Origin of the sequence: Sphingobacterium sp. xlx-130 (assembly GCF_011007405.1) — a bacterium.
Taxonomy (GTDB): Bacteria; Bacteroidota; Bacteroidia; order Sphingobacteriales; family Sphingobacteriaceae; genus Sphingobacterium; species Sphingobacterium luzhongxinii.
In genome coordinates, this window is record NZ_WFKN01000004.1 from 125,681 (window position 1) to 144,264 (window position 18,584).

Here is an 18,584-nt window from a genome sequence, read left to right on the forward strand (position 1 = left end):
ATTAATATCTAATTTTTAAACTAATAAAACTAATCATGTCGGTAGTTAGAGAAAGTGATCTTATTGGCATTGGGAAGAAGTATCAGATCGAAACTGAAGCTGGGGATAATATGGTTGTAGTCATTCATGATGATGGTAGGCGAGAGCTATACCGCCATGATGAAGAAGATAATGATACGCAGTGTGTCATGACGCTCTCGGATGAGGAGTCGAGGCAGATCGCGGGTATTTTAGGTGGCTTGTCTTATAAACCCAAGGCCTTAGAAACAATTGAGGTGGCTTTAGATGATTTACGTATTGAATGGTACAAAGTAGAAGCTTCTAATGATGGTGCGGATAAAACTATCGGAGAACTCGACGTTCGACAAAAGACAGGAGCGTCTATCATAGCTGCTATTCATGATAATGAAACAGTTATAAATCCCGGGCCTGAGTATATTATAAGGCCTGACGTGACTTTAGTTATTGCCGGTAAAGCAAAAAATATAAAATTATTGAAAGAAATCCTGCTATAAGATTATATGTCGCATATTATAATACTTGAAATAGGAATTGCCGTTTTGTTGGTCGCGTCAGTTGGCTTATTGGCCAATAGGCTGCGCTTTTCGGTCATACCATTTTTTATTATTATAGGAATGCTGTTGGGAAATAAAGAATATCCCAATTTTTTATTACAATTTTTAGAACAGGCAAATAACCCAACACTGACATCGACCGTTGATAAGGTATGGAACTTTTTTACCTTTTCTGAAAGCAAACCCTTTATCGAGTTTATGGGACGATTGGGGGTACTCTTTTTACTTTTTTATCTAGGTCTTGAGTTTTCTGTTGGGCGATTGATCAAATCCGGCAAATCTATAGTGACCGGAGGATCATTGTATGTGCTACTTAACTTTGTGTCGGGCCTGTTTATCGGTTGGTTAATGGACCTTCCCTTTAAAGAAGTTATGGTCTTATGTGGTTTGATGACGAGTTCTTCTACTGCTATAGTAGCTAAAGTGCTTACCGACCTCAAGCGTACTGCTAACCCGGAAACTGAAGTGATAATGGGGATGATTATGTTTGACGATTTATTTATCGCGATGCATATATCTTTCTTGTCAGGTCTTATTTTAACAGGAGGGACGTCAGTTCTTGCCGTATTAGGTACGTCTTTATTAGCACTGGGGTTTATATTAACATTTCTTGTTCTTGGCCGAAAATTAATCCCTTTTATCGATCGCTTACTTCAGGAAAAATCCTCGGAGCTCTTTATTCTGATTATATTTAGTTTATTGTTTGTTATTGCCGGCTTTTCCGAAACCATCCATGTGGCCGAAGCTATTGGAGCACTAATGGCCGGTCTGGTATTTGCGGATTCGAAGTATATCAAGAAAATTGAAGCGATGGTATTACCGTACAAAGATTTCTTTGGAGCTATGTTCTTTTTTAGTTTCGGTTTGTCGATTGATATATATACGTTAAGCGGTGCGATAGGTTGGGCTACGCTTGCTGCTGTAATTACTGTTGTCTGTAATGTAGCTTCGGGCTATTTTGCTGCTCATTTTTCAAAAATGAAGCCTCGTGCTTCATTTGATATTGGACTGACATTATCGGCAAGGGGGGAGTTCTCAATCATTATGGCCAATATCGGTAAAGCAGGTGGCCTGTTACCTATATTGCAATCTTTTGTTGTAGTTTATGTTTTGATCTTATCTGTTGTATCTCCTTTATTGACAAAAGAGTCTAGAAAAATCTGGAACGCTTTGTTTGGTGAAGAGGAGAAGATTACTAAGCCGAAGAAGACACTCGCTGCATTGGAAGCAAGCGTCTCTTCCAAAAAAGATTAAAGAAAGCCCAATTCCAATTTTGCTTCTTCGCTCATCATGTCTCTATTCCAAGGAGGATCAAATGTAAGCTCCACCAGTGCTTCGTTGACCCCTTCAACAGCGGCGACTTTACGTTGTACTTCATCCATTATTTCTCCAGCTACAGGGCAGCCAGGAGCTGTTAATGTCATGACAATCTTCGCTATTCCGCCTTCTTTGGTGATGATCTCGTATATGAGACCTAAATCTACAATATTGGCAGGCTTTAATTCTGGGTCATAAATTGACTCAAGCACCTCCTGAATTTTAGGTGCTATATTTAAGTGGTCTATTATGATGATACTCATTATTTTTAGCATTGTGATCTATCGCTTTTATATATATATCCAACAATAAATCAATGTTTTTAATTGCGGTGTATTTTTCTATATAGATTGCTCTACAGTTTTTACTTATGACTTCTTTATCATGACTACTAAGCTCTATCCATTGGGCTAGAGCCTCTCGAATACTCTGTGATGAATAAGGGTCGAAATGTAGTCCTGTTTGTAAAGGTACGACCATTTCCTGTAAAATACCAATGTTGCTGCTTAGTACAGGGGTGCCTAATCCATATGCTTCTAATATGGTCATCGGCATTCCTTCATAACATACCGATGGTACCACAAGGGCAGTTGCTTTCTCTATATGTTGGCGAAGTATATCCGGAGACTGAAAACCCAAAAATTCGATATGGTGGTTTTTTTGTATGATTTGAACTACCTCTTTTTCTAAAGGTCCAGTGCCGAGTATTTTGAGATTATAGTCTGTCTTTGCGATTGCATTGATCAATTGCAGTATGCCTTTTTCAAGCGACAGTCTTCCTATATAAAGAAAGAAGTCCTTTGGTTTCTTTTCAGGCGTGTAGCTTACATTGGCAAAGTTGGGCTTTATACTGAAGTGATTTTCTGTTAAACCAAGTTTAGATTGGACAAATATATTTTTAGAAAAATCGGAAAGAACCAAAAATTGATCTACTTGTGTCCATGTGCCTATTTTCCTGTGCCACCAATAGACGAAAGCTGTAATGAATGTTTTTACAAGGTTGTTGTCCAGTACTTTCTTTTTAACGGCAGTCCAAGGGAAATCTTCCCTAAGACTATTTGTAAATAGCCGATCCTTGAAAAAAAGTGTTGCTGAGGGACAAATAAGTCGAAAGTTATGCAGTGTCATCACAACGGGTATACCTTTCCTCTTTAATATACGTATGATCCAAGGGCCTAAGGCATAATGAATATTGTGAATATGTACGATGTCGGGTTCGAATGCCAGGACATCCTTTATTATTCTTTTTGCTTTCCAGATATTAAAGGGATAAAGGAAGAATTGGTATAAACCTTTTAGGCCTCTAGTGTTTTTCGTTGTAATGACTTTTATCTGGTTGCTTTTTGAAAGTTGTTCAGCTTCTTGCTGCACGACTATATCTTCTCCTCCCCGGTGCTGATAAAAGTTATGAATAAGAAGAATGCGCATATCCAAGTTGTTGTCGTCTGTAAATGTTAGTACTCAAACTGCTGGAGACCCGAAGCTGTTCACGCTTGTTGTCCAGTTTTTGATGTACGTTAAGAGCTTTTTTACAAACTTAGATAAAATGAATGTATTCATGTGTATTAAAAAGGTTAATTCATGTAGGGTAGACAGAACACAACGGAATTTATTACTTATCTTCGTGGCAGCATTTTTTAGAAGATCGATATGTTTGGAAATCCAATTTTTGCGGAAAAGATTAGCACAGCATTAACTCACGCTGATTTGCCTTCCTCTCCAGAAAACCTGTACCTACCCATAAAATACATACTTTCGTTGGCAGGAAAGCGGATTCGACCTCAATTGGTGATATTGGGAGCAGACCTTTTTGGTTGTTCAAATATGGATGAAGTAGTGCCGGCATCTGTTGCTGTCGAATATTTTCATAATTTCACATTGATTCATGATGATATTATGGATAAGGCGCCATTACGACGTGGACAGGCTACTGTTCATCAAAAATGGAATGAAGATGTCGCTATACTATCTGGAGATGCGTTGTTAATTAAGGCTTATGAACAGTTAGCTAAATGTCCTCCGGTGTTTGTCCCTATCTTATTAAAAGCCTTTAATAAAGTTGCGTTGGAGGTTTGTGAAGGACAGCAGATGGATATGGACTTTGAGAGAAGAGACAATGTTACAGAAGGGGAGTATGTGAATATGATTCGTTTAAAAACCTCTGTCTTATTAGGCGGGGCGTTGGAACTAGGCGCTATTATCTCAAATGCTTCGGACGAAGATCGATTGAAGTTATACAATTTTGGCGAAAATCTAGGTATTGCTTTCCAACTACAGGATGATATCCTAGATGCATTTGGCGATCCAGGGACCTTTGGAAAGCAAGTTGGTGGAGATATAATCGTTAATAAGAAGACTATATTACATATTTTGCTTAAACAGGGATTAGATAACGAGGATCTGGATCTGTTTAATGCTATTTTAGATCTACCATTATCTGAATCGATCGCAAAAATTGAGCAGATGAAAATGTTGTATGACAAATACGGTATTTTGCAGAAAGCGAATGCACTAAAGGAATCTTATACGCAATACGCTTATGCAAGCCTAGATGATATAAACGTAGCGGAGTCTAGAAAAGAAGATCTTAGAAGTCTTGCTGATCGTCTGATGCATAGGGCTAGGTAAGAATTAACTTAGGATTTTTGGTGTAATTTTGTTAAATTGGTTGTTTAGTATAATATAATCGAGTCGTAAACATTTATGGAAAATATAAAGATCACGGTATTTCAGGCGTATTTGTTTTGGGAGAATGCAGAGAAGAACCTGCAAAATTTGGGGTTGCGCTTGTCTTCACTAAAAGGTAAGACGGACCTGATTATACTTCCAGAGATGTTTAATACTGGCTTTACGACGAATGTTGAAAAGTGTGCAGAGCGAATGGATGGAATAACTATGCGCTGGATGTATAATACGGCTAAGTCCTTTGAATGCGTTGTAGCCGGCACGCTTATCATTGAAGAGGAAGGTAGATACTATAATCGTTTTGTGTGGATGTCACCAGATGGCAGTTATGTCCATTATGATAAGCGGCATTTATTTGGTATGGCGAATGAAGATAGCATTTTTACAGCTGGAACGTCACGTGTTATCGTTGAGCTGAAAGGTTGGAGAATATGCCCAATGATTTGTTACGATCTTCGCTTCCCTGTATGGTCCAGAAATCAAGAAAATGGTTATGATTTGTTGGTGTACACGGCGAGTTGGCCAGACAAGCGTTCTGCCCATTGGAGAGCGTTAATTCCTGCCCGTGCTATAGAGAATCAAGCATTTGTGATCGGTGTCAATCGGGTAGGACACGATGGTAATGAGATATATTATTCGGGAGGGTCTATGTGTATTTCTCCTTTAGGAGACGTGGTCTACTACAAACCTGAAGACGAAGATCTGTATACATTTACGCTAAATCCCAAGGATCTTGAAAATGCGCGCCGACAATTCCCATTTTTGCAGGATGGCGATAAATTTTCGCTATTATAGATTACATACAGTTTTATTTATAAGGGCGGTCTAAAATTGCAGCCTGGATTACAGCTTGTCTCAAGTCAAATGAAACAGGTTGCCTCTCGAATTGTCCTTCGTTATCCAATCTATCTTTTCGTTCGATTGGTTTTACTTTTCTATTTTGTTTTGCGCGTTGTACTTCCTCAGGAACATCTTGTATTATATTACTTTTTGTTACAAATGGGTTTGCTACTTGTTGCTTAACAGTCTTCGGGATAGGAGGTCTTGTTGGCGCCTGATTATGGGAAGGCGATAGAGGGGGATTCCCCGTGTTTCGTTGCTGAGATTGCCTTTGGGGATTACGCTTGGCCGATTTTGCCATTTCTTCTTTATAATTTGAATATATTTTATACACGATCGACCCGACGAATACCAATATTATCAGCAAATTTTCCATACGAATAAATATAAGAAATTTTGAAGCAAAGTTAGAATGTTAAAATAAAATTTGGATATTGAATATGGATTTCCTTAATTGCATAAACAACCTATAATTATTACTAACTAATGAATGAATCGACATTAATTTCTGAGGAGTTTTTTTCCTTTTTATCGGGGAAAGCATCTACAGCTATTTCGAGAAGGCTACATCGTAATCTGAAAGAGTTTAAGGTGAACATAACTGCTGAGCAATGGAGTATCTTGTACTATCTTTGGATGGAAGAGGGACTCACTCAGCAAGAGCTCGCAAATTTGACGTTCAGGGACAAACCTAGTATTACCAGACTCATTAATAATCTCGAGAGGGATAGTTTAGTGATACGGGTAAATGATAAACAAGATCGACGTTCCAATCTGATTTATTTGACGAAAGAAGGGCGTAAATTGAAAGAAATAGGAATGAGACAAGCATCTCAGACAATTCGTGAATCTGTCGAGGGGATTGACGAGGAACAATTGAAAATGGCGCAACAAATACTGGAAAAGGTTTTTCAGAACTTGAAATGAACAGCATATCGTGCTGTAATTAAAAAGACCTAATCTCAGGAATTAGGTCTTTTTAATGATGTCATATTATTGATCCAGGAATTCTTCCTTTGCAAAGGAGTTTTCCTTTTTGTTCAATCTTCCGGTTTCTTTAAAGTAAATGTCTTGGAAACTGAGTGTAGTGATGTTGTCTGTCTTTCTGAAAAACTTATCTGCAGTTACATCATCTAATGTTTTAAACCCACATGCTTCCATGATTTCCACTGTAGCACGAAGCGTGTTTCTATGAAACTGTGCCACGCGCACATACTTATCTTCTACATCTAAGCCTTTGTATAGGTGAGGTCGTTGTGTTGCTACTCCAACAGGGCAGATATCTTCGTTGCATTTTAATGCTTGGATGCAACCTAATGCAAACATCATACCTCGCGCACTATAACAAGCATCAGCGCCCAACGCGATAGCTTTTAGGAGATCAAAACCGGTTACAATTCGACTCGAAGCAATAATTTTAATGTGTTTCTTCAAACCAAAGTTGATCAATGTTTTTGTAACGAACGTTAATGCGTCGTATAAAGGCATACCGAGGTTGTCTGTGAATTCTAGGGGTGCAGCACCTGTTCCCCCTTCTGATCCATCTACAGAGATAAAATCTGGGAATATCTGTGTCGTTTGCATAGCATGACAGATCTCGATAAATTCCTGTTTATCTCCAATACAAATCTTAAAACCTACTGGTTTACCGCCAGATAAGTCTCTTAATCTCTGTATAAATCCCATCATTTCTAATGGAGTAGAAAAAGCACTGTGTGCAGGCGGAGACATAACATCCGTTCCTGGAACCACGTGACGGATAGCAGCAACCTCTGGTGTGTTCTTTGCCGCCGGAAGTATTCCTCCGTGACCAGGTTTCGCTCCCTGTGACATTTTTAATTCAATCATTTTTACATAAGGCCTGCTTGCCTTTTCTGCGAAAAGATCATCGTCAAAATAACCATGTTCGTTTCTGCAACCAAAATAGCCTGTACCAACCTGCCAGATGAGGTCCCCGCCGTTTATATGATAATTACTGATACCGCCTTCTCCTGTATTGTGTGCAAAGTTCTGTAAAGCAGCACCCTTATTTAGGGCTGTAATTGCCGTTTTACTAAGCGCACCATAACTCATCGCAGAGATATTATAGATACTTAAACTATAAGGTTTTTTACACTGGCTGTTTCCAACCATCGTACGCAGATCATGATTCTCTATATGTGTAGGAAATATAGAATGTGCAACCCATTCGTTACCGATGGCTTGAGGGTCTGTCTGCATACCAAAAGCTACCGTCTCCCGTTGGTTTTTAGCTCTTTGGTAAACAATAGACCGTTGTCTTCTGTTGAATGGACGACCGTCTGTATCTGATTCCCAAAAGTATTGTCTTAGCTCTGGGCGGATAGATTCGAATATATATCTAAAATAACCAACTAAAGGATAGTTGCGGAGGATTGCGTGACTTGTTTGAACGCTATGGTAGATCGCAATAATGAGTAATGGAATTGGAACGATTAAAAGCCAAAACCAACGTGGTGTAAAGATAATCCCAAAAGAAATGATGATTACATTTAACAGAATAATGGATACAAGAATTAGTTTTCTAACTGCCATGATATATATGAAGTTACTCTATAAACAAACGTTTGTTATTAACGTTTGTTTTAATTTTCAGCAAAATTAGCAAGTAATTTGGGCTTTAGGATGGAGGTTTAAACTTTTATTTTTTTTGTAAACAATGTGCTATTTATGTCTGCTTTTTATAATGAAATCAGACAAATGTTGATAGATTTGAGTTAGCTCATTTGAATAACTTAGGAATTGCAAATGCCTGTTTATCGTGCCGATGTCATTTCTTGCGGCTGGGCCGGTCTGTACGTCTGTAGGGAGGTGATTTTGGACCTTACTTGCTGTTTCTAGAATGATTGGACGCAGGAGATCAAAGTCCATATTTTCGCGTTCTAGGATTTGCTGTGCTATGCTAAATAACGCATTGGGGAAGTTGTTAACAAGGACTGCCGAAACGTGTAGTGCTAATCGTTGTTTGGAGTTGCAAGAGAAGATGCGTACAGCTATAGGGGATAACAAGTTAAATAGTAAGTCTGCGGTCTCGAGCGAATTCGCTTCAATTCCGAATGGTATAAGTGAAATATCGATCTCGAGTTGTTTGCTTATGCTTTGAGCAGGGTATAAGACTCCTGTTTTGTCAAAACGCTGCAAAACTTCGATGGGAGTGGCTCCAGAGCTATGTACTACGATTCCTTTTGTTATTTCTGGCATTTCAGAAATTATTTGGGAAATGGCTGTATCAGAAACTGCTATAAGATAGAGGTCAGCTCTTGGGTCAAGATTTGAAAGCTCTGAGATAGCGTCTGCTTTAACGGCATCAGCCAATGCAAATGCATTGGCTGATTGTTTGCTGAAGACTTGTTTTATCACGTGACCATGTTTATATAACGCTTTTGCAAGGTGCGTTGCAACATTTCCACTGCCCAATACAACAATTTCCATCATTAGTATTTTGTCGGATTATTTTTAGCTTCTTTGATTCGTCTGTATATCGCCATACAGAAACCAACTGTCATTACAATTGTTCCTAGCCAGAAGAAGTTGATGTAAGGAAATTTGATAGCTTTGAAGACAATCCATTTCTTCTCCGGCAGAGGTTTTTGGTAAACCATAATTTCCAACTTGTCTTTTTCAGGCAAGATATTGGTAAATCGAAACTTCAAACCCTGTTCGCTTACGTCTTTATTAAAGTCATAAGCGTTACCTTCTTTCAGCAAGAATGTAGGTTCTACATCGTATGATTTCTGGTCTGCTGCGATGACTTTAATTTTGAGGCCTACTATGACATCATTGGGTTTTAATGGGATGTTTTCTAGTTTAGCATTTTTATTGATGCCTTCTATTACAAAAACACCGTTCCTATAGCGTAAAGTGTCTCCGATATTCACCTGATAGGTGGCCGGTTCATCATAGTCTTCAAATCCGGTTTTCTCTTCTTCTTTAATCTTGCTCATGGGAGCTTGAGAATCCGCGGCGGCGGCCGTAATCAGGGTGTAGACATCGTGAGTCAGGTAGTGTTTGGTTGCAGGAGTACCGATCAACCCGCCCATGTCCGGATTATTCTGTGCAAATGGACTCAAGATGAAATGCTCTTTTACTTTTCCACTCTCTTCGTCCAGACGCTCGTATTTGATGTGATAGTATACGTTGGGTGGAGCAACACTATCGCCTACATATGTGATTTTATAGTCTCCCATTTGAACAGGTTCGCCTTCTGTCAAGAATAGATTTTCTCCAGGATCAGTAAACTTGTCACCTTCTTTTCCGAAATTTTGAACACCGATATAACCACTTTCATTGATCGATATTACCTCATTCGTAGCGGCTGCAATTAATGCACCCAGTACAAGGAGTCCAAATCCGATATGGGATACTGCAGATCCTGTAAGTTTCCATTTGCCTTTGAATGCATCACTCAATATACGAATATTGGCAACGACACAAAATACAGCTGTAAATGTGATAAGCATATACATGACATTGCTGTATACTTTTGTGAAATAGATCACAAGTGCCCCTATTAGGATTGCAACAATTAGTGAAGCCAGGATCGAGGCCCAGAATTTTTTACTATCTGTGCGTTTATATTTCAGGAATTGAGCTACAGCAGTAAGCAATAAGATGACGACCGCGAAGGCACCTTGCCATTTGTTATAGTGTGCAATAGGGTCAATAGGTGGGGCCACTTTTGTGCCAAAAAGAGCATTAAATACAGGGATTGAAGTTGTTGCAATCATTTGTACACATGCTACAGTAAGCACTAGGGCGCCGATAAACAACCAAAACTCGCGGGAATAAATGTCTTCTTCCTTTTGAGAATTAGGAATCTCTTTTCTTCTCCATACCAACAGGCCGATCATAATGAGGAGGAAGGTCAGGTTAAACCAAATTAACTGTCCCGACATACCTAAACTAGTAAACGAGTGTACGGAGGTCTCGCCCAATATGCCTGAACGTGTTAAGTAAGAAGCATAAATTACAAGGACGAAACTAACAAGAGAGAGTAGGGTGGCTGTGAAAAAACCATGTCCTGAATGCTTGTACGCTAGAATTACGTGTACTGCTGCTATAAGGGTAAACCATGGAATAATGGATACGTTTTCTACAGGGTCCCAAGCCCAGAAGCCACCGAAATTTAGCGCTTCATATGCCCAGAATGACCCCATTATAATACCTGCACCTAATATCATTACTGCAAAAAGCGCCCACGGTAGGCCCGGCGTCATCCATTCTTTATACCTTTTTTGCCATAAACCGGATGCGGCGTATGCAAAAGGGACGATCATAGACGCAAAACCCAAGAACAGGGTCGGAGGGTGGATGACCATCCAATAGTTCTGTAACAATGGGTTTAAGCCTCTTCCATCGGCAATCATAGAAAGATAGTTCGGGTCTTTCAAGATCGGGATGTCTAGTGCATCGCGAAGTAGTATAAATGGTGAGCTGCCGATACGACTTCCAAATATTTCTACACCAATCAGCATACTTGCCAAAAATGTCTGACAAAGCATCACGAAGGTCATGACAGGAGTTTCCCAGCTTTTGGCTCTAAAAACAAGAACAGTGCCTAATACAACCTGCCAGAACATCCAAAGCCAGAAACTGCCTTCTTGCCCTTCCCAAAAAGAGGATATAATGTAGTGTGTGGGGAGAGATCTTGAAGAGTGACTCCAAACATAATGATATTCAAAATAGTGACTGTATATTAAGTAAAAAAGAATTGAACCGATGATGACGATTGATAGCGCGTTTAAGAAAAAACCGATACGACCTAATTTTTTCCAATGCCGCTCTTCGGGATTCTTAGTCGCAAAGAAGTAGCTGATAAGTGAAAGTAAGGATGCTCCAAAAGAAAGAATAACAAAAAATTGACCTATCTTTCCTGGCAATAGGTGCTCGCCTACGTAATTAATATCCATTGTTATATGTAAGAAATTAGAAGTAAGAAGTTGGTAAATTATAATGAAGCTGTAGTTGTAGCTTCAATTACTTCAACTTGATCCTTATTGTATTTTGACGGGCATTTCATCAGAATTTTACTTGCATGAAAGGTATCACCTTCCATTTTTCCCGTTAATACGATTTGTTCTGACCGTTCGATATCCTGAGGTTTTGAACCATTGAATACGATTTGGCATTCTGTACTATCTTTATCGTACATGTAGAATGAGAAATGATTGGCATCTTTTACCGGGTCATAATGAAGATCCTTTTCTTTATTCAATACGCCGACCACATAAAGTTCTGTGTTCTTTTCTTTAGCTTCCGCAAAAGTAGAATATGTACTTGAATCTGTGTAGATAACCAAAATCATGGCAATTGCTATTGCGATGATTACAATTAAAATGATCGAACTTTTTTTCATCCGTATATAATTTGTTTTTTAGGGTGATGAAGCTATCAGATTTATTCTCCCGTATGGTCCGCCAACTGACAGATCATAATAGTTTCATCTGTGTATTACTTTTTTTTTTATCTGTCATTAACTTGTCCCGATTGCCTTCAATGCGCTCCTTGTAGTCAGTTCATCGGGATGGATTATTTTTAGAGCGTACCGTTTCATTTTTGTAAATGAGTATGTTGCACTCTGACTGTTTTTGTACAAAAATACGAAATGAGAAATGAAAGGAGGAATTTAGCTAACGGATCATATTATTTAGAGACAATCTAAACAACTGGTCGGCGTTGGTTAACCCCTTTTTGTGAGTTGTTAGGTAGTGTTTTTTTATCCTTTTAACAGACACTAGTTTAGATATGCTATTGCATCATGAATATTACAAATCAGAACTATCCCCTTGGTGCATATTTTAGGATTTACGTCTTGTTATGTTTTTTTTCTGGACGTGTACGTTTTATTGATCGATTTATGTTTTTTAAGGAATCAATGGGTTCATTTCATTAGATTCAGTGTCCATCTAGAGATTGGAGCCAAATTGTAAATTATTCGGACGAAAACTTTTCACCAGAGAATCGGGTAACTAACATGGATGCTACAGTATCGCCCGTTGCATTCAAAATTGTAGCTAAAGGATCGACCAAAGCTCCGATAATCATTATCGCCGGTATCGCTTCATTGGGGATACTGTATACGGAAATCATGAGCATCTCGCCAATAAAGCCACCATTTGGGATTCCTCCGGCGACCATACTGACCAAGAGTGTGATGGCCACGGCCATAAATAGGGTTGATGGTTCGAAAAAATCCCAATCTAAAATAGCAAAGGCTACATAAATTTTTAGGATCGATGAAATTGCTGAGCCATTTTTGTAGAGAGTATTACCAAGTGGTATGACGACATTGGCGACACTATTTGGGATACCTATTTTCTTGGCGGCAAGAAGATTTGTAGGTAAAGTTGCCAAACTACTGCATGTGCTTAAAGCCGTAAGAGAGGGGGTGATGTTATTGTTCCAGAAAAGAGGGACTCCCTTTCTTCCTTTAGCAATAAAAGCATATAACGAGAACACCACAAAGAAAAAGATCGTTCCGAAAATGTAATAAAATGCTAACGGTCTTGCGTAAAAACCGAATAATTCGGGTCCTAAATCATGTACTTGGTAGGCGAAATAGGCTCCTAAGCCAATCGGGCCTAATTTCATGACTAATCCTAACATGTTTTTCATAACTTCATTTCCTGCTATCAAAAAGCGAAGAAAAGGTTGAGCTATTTCACCGCTTTTGCGGACAGAGGTGCCTACCAAAAAGGAGAAGATAACGAAGGCGAGTATATTTTGTCGGGATAGGAGGTTGACGAATTCGGGAACGGTAACAAATCGAACGATTTTATTGCCCCAACTATCATTTGGATCTGCTAGCATGGTATCATCGAGACCTCGGCCATCACTAATTGCGGTGACCGGGAAGATCCACAGGCCCAATATTGTCAGGACGGATGCGATGACTATGGTAATCATAAATACGAATACCATTGTAGTGAGTATCCGGCCTAAACGATTATCCCCTTCGATACTTGCAACAGCAGATGAGATCGCAAAAAAGAGTAATGGTATTACGGCAACAAATAGTAGGTTTAAGAAAATATCACCAAACGGTTTTATATATGGAACAAAATTGGGTAAAAATGCACCGATAAGGCTTCCAATACTGATACCTACCAAAAGGAGAATTATGTTGCTATAATTGTTAACAATGGATTGCATAGTGAATAGTCTTAAGCTAAAATAGTTTTTTTTTATCATTATCCGTATATCGTTATCAATATGGGTAGCAAAAACCCGTTTTTTTGCTTATTTAACCGTTTTGACGCTATCTCTCTCGTTGTGGAAAACCACGAAAGACTCAGCGTAGCTAGATCTAACGAAATAGATTTCACCAGATAGTAAATAGACCTCTGCATGAGGCGGAGGTGACTTAGCGTGTAAAAATGGAAATCTGTCGTGCTCCCGAAGGGAAGGATTGGCTGGTAAGGCATTTGTTTTTGCTAAAATAAGCTTAGATTTGAGATTGATATTCGATTATCTTATCCTTTAGAAAGGTATACCTATTTTAATGATAAAAATACAAATGAGTGTGAGCAGTCAGTTACTTCTATTCTTTAGCAGGAGGTTGCTCCTTATGATGGGGATTTTTTTTTCAGGAGTCATCGCGTTTGCTCAAGCGAAAAGAAGTCATGCCATATGCTTGCAAACCGACAATGACTCCTACCTTCTACAAGGGCAGGATCAATACTATACAAATGGACTTGTGCTTACTTACGACAAGCTGTTACAGTATTCTCCTGCGCATATTGATTTACTGTCGATACAATTCGGACATCAGCTCTTTAACGGTAAATATATAGGTGGGAGAAGCGACTTGAACTGGGATCGGCCATCCACAGGACGTTTTTTCTTTAACGGAAGTTTTCAACGTAGTTATACCAGCGAGTTGGTATGGCGAATTAAGGCAGAGGTCGCTACTGTTGGTGAAGCAGGTAAGGGGCAACAGATACAACGGTTTATACATAAGACGTTCAATATGTATGAGGTAGAAAGTTGGGAGTCTTCCCTTAACAGTGCTGTGGGACTGGATTTAGAAGCTTCAGTTTTGAAAAAACTGTGGCGAAATGAAACAGATCGTTTTGAGCTCGCAGGAGAGACAAGCGGTAGGGCTGGGATGAATTTCTCGAATGTCTCTGCTCAATTCACGATTCGTTTCGGTAAATTGGCACCGTATCGCCATAGTCAGTTCGCTGGAAACGGTGGTTTTTTGTCAAATGATAAGGAGTATTATTTCTTCTATACGCCGAGTTATATGTACCAGTTTTATAATGCGACTATACAAGGAGCTTTGTTTACAAGCCAAGTGGAGGGGCAGTATGCAATATCTAAACATTTATTGGGTCAGAAGTTTGGGGCAGTTTATTCGCGCGGGATATTTTCTATTGAAGCTGCAGTAATTTTTAATACAAAAGAAGGAAAGGAGATGTACCGTAACCACCAATTTGCACGCATCAAGGCTGGCTTCCGGTTTTAAGTTTTTCAAGAGAGCGGTTTTGTAGGTTCTGCTTACGTTGAATTTGCGTAAGTTTGTGAAAAAATAGCTTATTATGGATTTTGTTGTTACAGCCGATGGCTCCAGTACTTTATATCATGCCGAAGTTGGTGAGCATTATCATTCGAAACATGGAGCTTTACAGGAGAGTAAGCATGTATTTGTCCAGTCTGGTTTAGCATATTATATCGAGAAGGAGAATACAAACACAGCTTCCATTCTGGAAATAGGATTCGGTACAGGACTTAATTTTTTGCAGTCAGCTGACTACGCTTCTAGAAATAAACTCAAACTGAATTATTGTGGAATAGAAGCTTATCCTCTGGCGGAGAATATTATATTTGGTACAGGATACGATCGTTATGTTACACCGGTCATCTGGCAGTCTTTTAGCGATAAATATAGTGATGCTTTGCATCAATCGGTCAATCTTAATACGGAGATAGCGTGGGAGGTGGTCCACAGCAAAGTACTGGAATTCGATAGTGATCGATTATTTGATATAATTTATTTTGATGCTTTTGCAGCGATCCATCAACCTGAAATGTGGACTGATGAGACTTTAGCTCACGTCTGTCAATATTTACGTGTGGGAGGCGTATTTGTCACTTACGCTATTACAGGAAATCTGAAACGCTCGATGAAGGCTTTAGGTTTTAAAGTTGAAAAGGCACCGGGAGCCCCAGGGAAAAGAGAAATGTTGCGTGCTGTAAAGCAATAAAAAAAGCTGTCTCAAAGACAGCTTTTTTTATTGCTTTATGGTGGAGTCGGACTAGTGTCCTTCTGTACCGTCTATGCCATGTGAATGACCGTGCGAAAGCTCTTCTTCTGTCGCAGGGCGAACTGCTAGTACTTCAATGTCGAAGTTTAATTTTTTACCAGCCATTGGGTGGTTTAAGTCAGCTACCACAACTTCAGGACTCACTTCTACTACTACAGCTCGGAACTGATTTCCTTGGTTATCTTGTAACGGTAATACTTCACCTACTGGAGGCAGACCAGTTTCGTTAAACATATCAGCCGGTAATTGTGCCATGGCTTTGTCATCTCTTTCTCCGTAAGCATCTTCAGCATCTAGTTCAAAAGATGATTTGTCACCGATTTGAAGACCAGCAATGTTTTCTTCAAATTTTGGTAACATCATTCCCACACCATATAGAAATGTTAGCGGATTTTCAGTTGTTGTTTGTTCTACAAACGTTTTCTCTCCGTTTTCTTCAATTGTGTGAAGAATGTAATTCAACGTTACTACGTTGTTGTTTTCTATTGCCATTTTTTAATTTTTAAAGAGGTTTAAACCTCATTGCTATTTATTAATTCAATCAATTGTGTAATCGACGATTGCGGAAGACTACAGGTTTTGCTTCGACAAAGGTATGCTTTTGATTCCAATTCTTGCTTATTTACTAACAAAGGAAGTGTAGATTTTGTTCCCCCCAAGATTATTTTATTTGGGATATAGCACTTCTGATCCAATTCTTTGCGCCATTTTGTAGCATTTTCTCCTGTTAGTGCAATCTCATAAGTCCCAAAATGAAATTCAAGTAATTGTATTGCCCAATTGGAGTATGCCGATCCATAACTGGCGATATTTTGAAATACATTGGCAAAGACCTGATCAGCTATTGCTGTGTAATTTTCTTCGTCAAAGAGTAAGGCCATTTTGTAGAGTTGGCGTACTATACTGGAGGATGATCCAGGGATCACATTATCCATAACCTCGCTTTTACGAGCGATGAGCTCCTCTCCTTCATTTGAGGTATAATAGAATGTAGCTGTTTTGGACTCATAAAATAGAGAAATCGCGCGATCCGCCAAGTTTTTTGCTTTATGTAGCCAATCTTCTTCAAATGTTGCTTCATATATAGCAATATAAGCTTCTATCGTAAGCGCATAATCGTCGAGAAAGCCAGGGATTTGTCTGTTTTGATCTTTGGGTTGATGTAGTAAAGAATCTTCTATTGTACATTCCTTGACGATAAAGTGGGCAATGCCAATAGCTGTTATCAGGTAAGATGGCGTATCGAAAATTCTATATGCGTCTACTAGTCCTTTTAATAAAAGTGCATTCCAGCTGGTCAGTTGTTTATTGTCCAGACCAGGGCGAATCCTCGTTGCTCTATAAGCTAACATTTTGGTTTTAATTTCGGTCAAATATATAGACCATTCATCTGTTGAAAATCCAGCTTCACGAATGAGGTGCTCATTGTTGCTATCTACGTAAGGGATATTCGTTTGCTCTTCGCTCCAGTTTCCTTCGTTTGTGATGTTAAAATAATTTCGAGCTAGATCGGCATCATCACCCAAAAGATCGAATTCCTCGGACTGGAACGTGTAAAATTTACCTTCTATCCCCTCGCTATCGGCATCTAATGCGCTGTAGAACCCTCCGTTTTCAGCCTTCATTTCGCGAATAGCCCAAGCGATAGTTTCTTCAACGACTTGTTTATATAATAAGGAGGGCGTTTGTTGATAGGCTTCGCTATAAAGGGAGATCAACTGACCATTGTCGTACAGCATTTTTTCAAAATGGGGGACATGCCATCGTTCATCTACGGAGTAACGAGAAAATCCTCCTCCAATCTGATCGTATATTCCACCATTAGCAATCTGTTTTAACGTGAAATGCACATGAGCCAACAGGTCCTGATCTTTGGTCAATACGGCATAACGCAAGAGAAAGACCCAGTTATTAGGTAATGGAAATTTTGGAGCTTGTCGATAGCCACCGTTCTTGAAATCAAATTGTTCCTTCCAGGGGAGTACGATGGTTTTGAGGTCTCGTAAAGTATATTGTTCGGGTATATCAGCTATAGGAAGGCGCTCTGCCTGTTGTATTCCAGTGGTTAGCTTTTCTGCATAATCAATAGCTGTTTGGGGTGATTCTTCCCACATTTGAGCTATTTGCAATAAAATGTTTTGCCAGTCGTGAGGTTTGAAGTAGGTCCCCCCGTAGATGGGACGTCCATCCGGAAGACAGATTGCATTAAGTGGCCATCCGCCCGATTTGGTCATCAATTGTACGGCTATCATATAGATCTGATCGATGTCGGGGCGTTCTTCACGATCTATTTTTATGGAGATATAAAATTTATTCATGGTCTCGGCAATAGCTTCATTTTCGAAACTTTCCCGCTCCATGACATGGCACCAATGGCATGCCGAGTAGCCTATACTGATGATGATTAACTTGTTTTCCTGTTTTGCTTTAGCTAAGGCCTCCGCTCCCCATGGCATCCAATGCACCGGGTTGTGCATGTGCTGCTTGAGGTAGGGAGAGGTTTCGTTTTGAAGTTTGTTTGCCATATAGCGAAGATACGTAAAAGTTAATGATAAGCTCCTTATAGCTGTTGTATTTGGTGGAAATAATATTTCTTGATACGACTTATTTTTATTGTTTAAAATAATACAGGTGTATTTTAAGGAGTTTGTTTAAAAAGACTAGATACTTTTCTTCAACTGTATAGATACTTTTTGTCGACTCTACTTGTTGTCTTCGGAAAAAGGACGGGGTTCTTTTGACTTTTTTCTTGATTAATTTTTTTCGATAAAAATCACTTCGTTTGCAAAGACAAAATTAAGTGATTTGAGCGCTTTTACTTTTTAATTTAAGGGTATAAAAATTCAAACTTGCTTTTAATTGAAGTTAACTTTTGGTTAAGCGC

17 protein-coding genes are annotated in these 18,584 nt (G+C 39.1%); 7 read left to right on the forward strand and 10 right to left on the reverse strand.

What is annotated here, in order from left to right:
• The first annotated feature begins 35 nt into the window (after window positions 1-35).
• Window positions 36-515, forward strand: coding sequence for a cation:proton antiporter regulatory subunit (locus G7B18_RS06600; protein ID WP_164108934.1), 480 nt, complete (start codon window positions 36-38; stop codon window positions 513-515).
• Window positions 516-521: 6 nt separating this feature from the next.
• The gene (locus G7B18_RS06605) at window positions 522-1,829 is read left to right on the forward strand and encodes a cation:proton antiporter (RefSeq protein WP_164108933.1); all 1,308 of its coding nucleotides are present in this window, start codon (window positions 522-524) and stop codon (window positions 1,827-1,829) included.
• On the opposite strand, the gene G7B18_RS06610 is transcribed toward G7B18_RS06605, so the two are convergent.
• Together G7B18_RS06610 and G7B18_RS06615 are read right to left on the reverse strand one after the other, a co-directional pair.
• Window positions 1,826-2,140, reverse strand: a complete 315-nt coding sequence (locus G7B18_RS06610; protein WP_410528434.1) for a metal-sulfur cluster assembly factor — start codon at window positions 2,138-2,140, stop codon at window positions 1,826-1,828. The two genes, G7B18_RS06605 and G7B18_RS06610, sit on opposite strands and share 4 nt — an antisense overlap.
• Window positions 2,115-3,320: a glycosyltransferase family 4 protein gene (locus tag G7B18_RS06615; protein ID WP_164108931.1), complete on the reverse strand. Its 1,206-nt coding sequence runs from the start codon at window positions 3,318-3,320 to the stop codon at window positions 2,115-2,117. The genes G7B18_RS06610 and G7B18_RS06615 overlap by 26 nt, the downstream gene beginning before the upstream one ends.
• A gap of 222 nt (window positions 3,321-3,542) precedes the next feature.
• Between G7B18_RS06615 and G7B18_RS06620 the strand changes: the two genes are divergently transcribed.
• The gene (locus tag G7B18_RS06620; protein ID WP_164108930.1) at window positions 3,543-4,520 is read left to right on the forward strand and encodes a polyprenyl synthetase family protein; all 978 of its coding nucleotides are present in this window, start codon (window positions 3,543-3,545) and stop codon (window positions 4,518-4,520) included.
• Between the two features lie 75 nt (window positions 4,521-4,595).
• Window positions 4,596-5,372: an amidohydrolase gene (locus tag G7B18_RS06625; protein ID WP_164108929.1), complete on the forward strand. Its 777-nt coding sequence runs from the start codon at window positions 4,596-4,598 to the stop codon at window positions 5,370-5,372.
• A gap of 13 nt (window positions 5,373-5,385) precedes the next feature.
• On the opposite strand, the gene G7B18_RS06630 is transcribed toward G7B18_RS06625, so the two are convergent.
• Window positions 5,386-5,793 carry a hypothetical protein gene (locus G7B18_RS06630; protein WP_164108928.1) on the reverse strand — a complete coding sequence of 136 codons (408 nt, stop codon included), beginning with the start codon at window positions 5,791-5,793 and terminating at the stop codon, window positions 5,386-5,388.
• A gap of 110 nt (window positions 5,794-5,903) precedes the next feature.
• On the opposite strand from G7B18_RS06630, the gene G7B18_RS06635 reads away from it, so the two are divergent.
• Complete coding sequence (locus tag G7B18_RS06635; RefSeq protein ID WP_164108927.1) at window positions 5,904-6,344, forward strand: MarR family winged helix-turn-helix transcriptional regulator; 441 nt, start codon at window positions 5,904-5,906, stop codon at window positions 6,342-6,344.
• A 66-nt stretch (window positions 6,345-6,410) separates the two neighbouring features.
• Here G7B18_RS06635 and G7B18_RS06640 read toward each other — a convergent pair whose 3' ends face one another.
• From G7B18_RS06640 to G7B18_RS06660, 5 genes are all read right to left on the reverse strand, one after another.
• On the reverse strand, window positions 6,411-7,970 hold the full coding sequence (locus G7B18_RS06640) for an FMN-binding glutamate synthase family protein (protein WP_164108926.1): 1,560 nt from the start codon (window positions 7,968-7,970) through the stop codon (window positions 6,411-6,413).
• Window positions 7,971-8,099: 129 nt separating this feature from the next.
• A complete protein-coding gene (locus G7B18_RS06645) occupies window positions 8,100-8,870 on the reverse strand; it encodes a Rossmann-like and DUF2520 domain-containing protein (protein ID WP_240452786.1) in 771 nt (256 codons plus the stop codon).
• Window positions 8,870-11,344, reverse strand: a complete 2,475-nt coding sequence (locus tag G7B18_RS06650) for a heme lyase CcmF/NrfE family subunit (protein ID WP_164108925.1) — start codon at window positions 11,342-11,344, stop codon at window positions 8,870-8,872. Before G7B18_RS06650 ends, G7B18_RS06645 begins: the two co-directional genes overlap by 1 nt.
• A gap of 38 nt (window positions 11,345-11,382) precedes the next feature.
• A complete protein-coding gene (locus G7B18_RS06655) occupies window positions 11,383-11,790 on the reverse strand; it encodes a cytochrome c maturation protein CcmE (RefSeq protein ID WP_164108924.1) in 408 nt (135 codons plus the stop codon).
• A gap of 575 nt (window positions 11,791-12,365) precedes the next feature.
• Entirely contained in the window at window positions 12,366-13,586 is a 1,221-nt protein-coding gene (locus tag G7B18_RS06660) for a dicarboxylate/amino acid:cation symporter (RefSeq protein ID WP_164108923.1), read from the reverse strand.
• A 349-nt stretch (window positions 13,587-13,935) separates the two neighbouring features.
• Here G7B18_RS06660 and G7B18_RS06665 point away from each other — a divergent pair, with 349 nt between their 5' ends.
• The gene (locus G7B18_RS06665; protein WP_164108922.1) at window positions 13,936-14,901 is read left to right on the forward strand and encodes a lipid A-modifier LpxR family protein; all 966 of its coding nucleotides are present in this window, start codon (window positions 13,936-13,938) and stop codon (window positions 14,899-14,901) included.
• Window positions 14,902-14,974: 73 nt separating this feature from the next.
• Window positions 14,975-15,640, forward strand: coding sequence for a tRNA (5-methylaminomethyl-2-thiouridine)(34)-methyltransferase MnmD (gene mnmD / locus G7B18_RS06670; protein ID WP_164108921.1), 666 nt, complete (start codon window positions 14,975-14,977; stop codon window positions 15,638-15,640).
• A gap of 51 nt (window positions 15,641-15,691) precedes the next feature.
• On the opposite strand, the gene G7B18_RS06675 is transcribed toward mnmD, so the two are convergent.
• A complete protein-coding gene (locus G7B18_RS06675) occupies window positions 15,692-16,192 on the reverse strand; it encodes a peptidylprolyl isomerase (protein ID WP_164108920.1) in 501 nt (166 codons plus the stop codon).
• 20 nt (window positions 16,193-16,212) lie between these two features.
• Window positions 16,213-18,225, reverse strand: coding sequence for a thioredoxin domain-containing protein (locus G7B18_RS06680; protein ID WP_164108919.1), 2,013 nt, complete (start codon window positions 18,223-18,225; stop codon window positions 16,213-16,215).
• Between the last annotated feature and the right edge of the window lie 359 nt (window positions 18,226-18,584).

Excerpts from the sequence above, each read along its gene's own strand:
- G7B18_RS06600 (WP_164108934.1), top strand. The coding sequence starts at position 36 with ATGTCGGTAGTTAGAGAAAGTGATCTTATTGGCATTGGGAAGAAGTAT.
- G7B18_RS06625 (WP_164108929.1), top strand. The coding sequence starts at position 4,596 with ATGGAAAATATAAAGATCACGGTATTTCAGGCGTATTTGTTTTGGGAG.
- G7B18_RS06630 (WP_164108928.1), bottom strand. The coding sequence starts at position 5,793 with ATGGAAAATTTGCTGATAATATTGGTATTCGTCGGGTCGATCGTGTAT.
- G7B18_RS06680 (WP_164108919.1), bottom strand. The coding sequence starts at position 18,225 with ATGGCAAACAAACTTCAAAACGAAACCTCTCCCTACCTCAAGCAGCAC.
- mnmD (WP_164108921.1), top strand. The coding sequence starts at position 14,975 with ATGGATTTTGTTGTTACAGCCGATGGCTCCAGTACTTTATATCATGCC.
- G7B18_RS06665 (WP_164108922.1), top strand. The coding sequence starts at position 13,936 with ATGATAAAAATACAAATGAGTGTGAGCAGTCAGTTACTTCTATTCTTT.
- G7B18_RS06640 (WP_164108926.1), bottom strand. The coding sequence starts at position 7,970 with ATGGCAGTTAGAAAACTAATTCTTGTATCCATTATTCTGTTAAATGTA.
- G7B18_RS06605 (WP_164108933.1), top strand. The coding sequence starts at position 522 with ATGTCGCATATTATAATACTTGAAATAGGAATTGCCGTTTTGTTGGTC.
- G7B18_RS06645 (WP_240452786.1), bottom strand. The coding sequence starts at position 8,870 with ATGATGGAAATTGTTGTATTGGGCAGTGGAAATGTTGCAACGCACCTT.
- G7B18_RS06635 (WP_164108927.1), top strand. The coding sequence starts at position 5,904 with ATGAATGAATCGACATTAATTTCTGAGGAGTTTTTTTCCTTTTTATCG.
- G7B18_RS06675 (WP_164108920.1), bottom strand. The coding sequence starts at position 16,192 with ATGGCAATAGAAAACAACAACGTAGTAACGTTGAATTACATTCTTCAC.
- G7B18_RS06655 (WP_164108924.1), bottom strand. The coding sequence starts at position 11,790 with ATGAAAAAAAGTTCGATCATTTTAATTGTAATCATCGCAATAGCAATT.
- G7B18_RS06650 (WP_164108925.1), bottom strand. The coding sequence starts at position 11,344 with ATGGATATTAATTACGTAGGCGAGCACCTATTGCCAGGAAAGATAGGT.
- G7B18_RS06620 (WP_164108930.1), top strand. The coding sequence starts at position 3,543 with ATGTTTGGAAATCCAATTTTTGCGGAAAAGATTAGCACAGCATTAACT.
- G7B18_RS06615 (WP_164108931.1), bottom strand. The coding sequence starts at position 3,320 with ATGCGCATTCTTCTTATTCATAACTTTTATCAGCACCGGGGAGGAGAA.
- G7B18_RS06660 (WP_164108923.1), bottom strand. The coding sequence starts at position 13,586 with ATGCAATCCATTGTTAACAATTATAGCAACATAATTCTCCTTTTGGTA.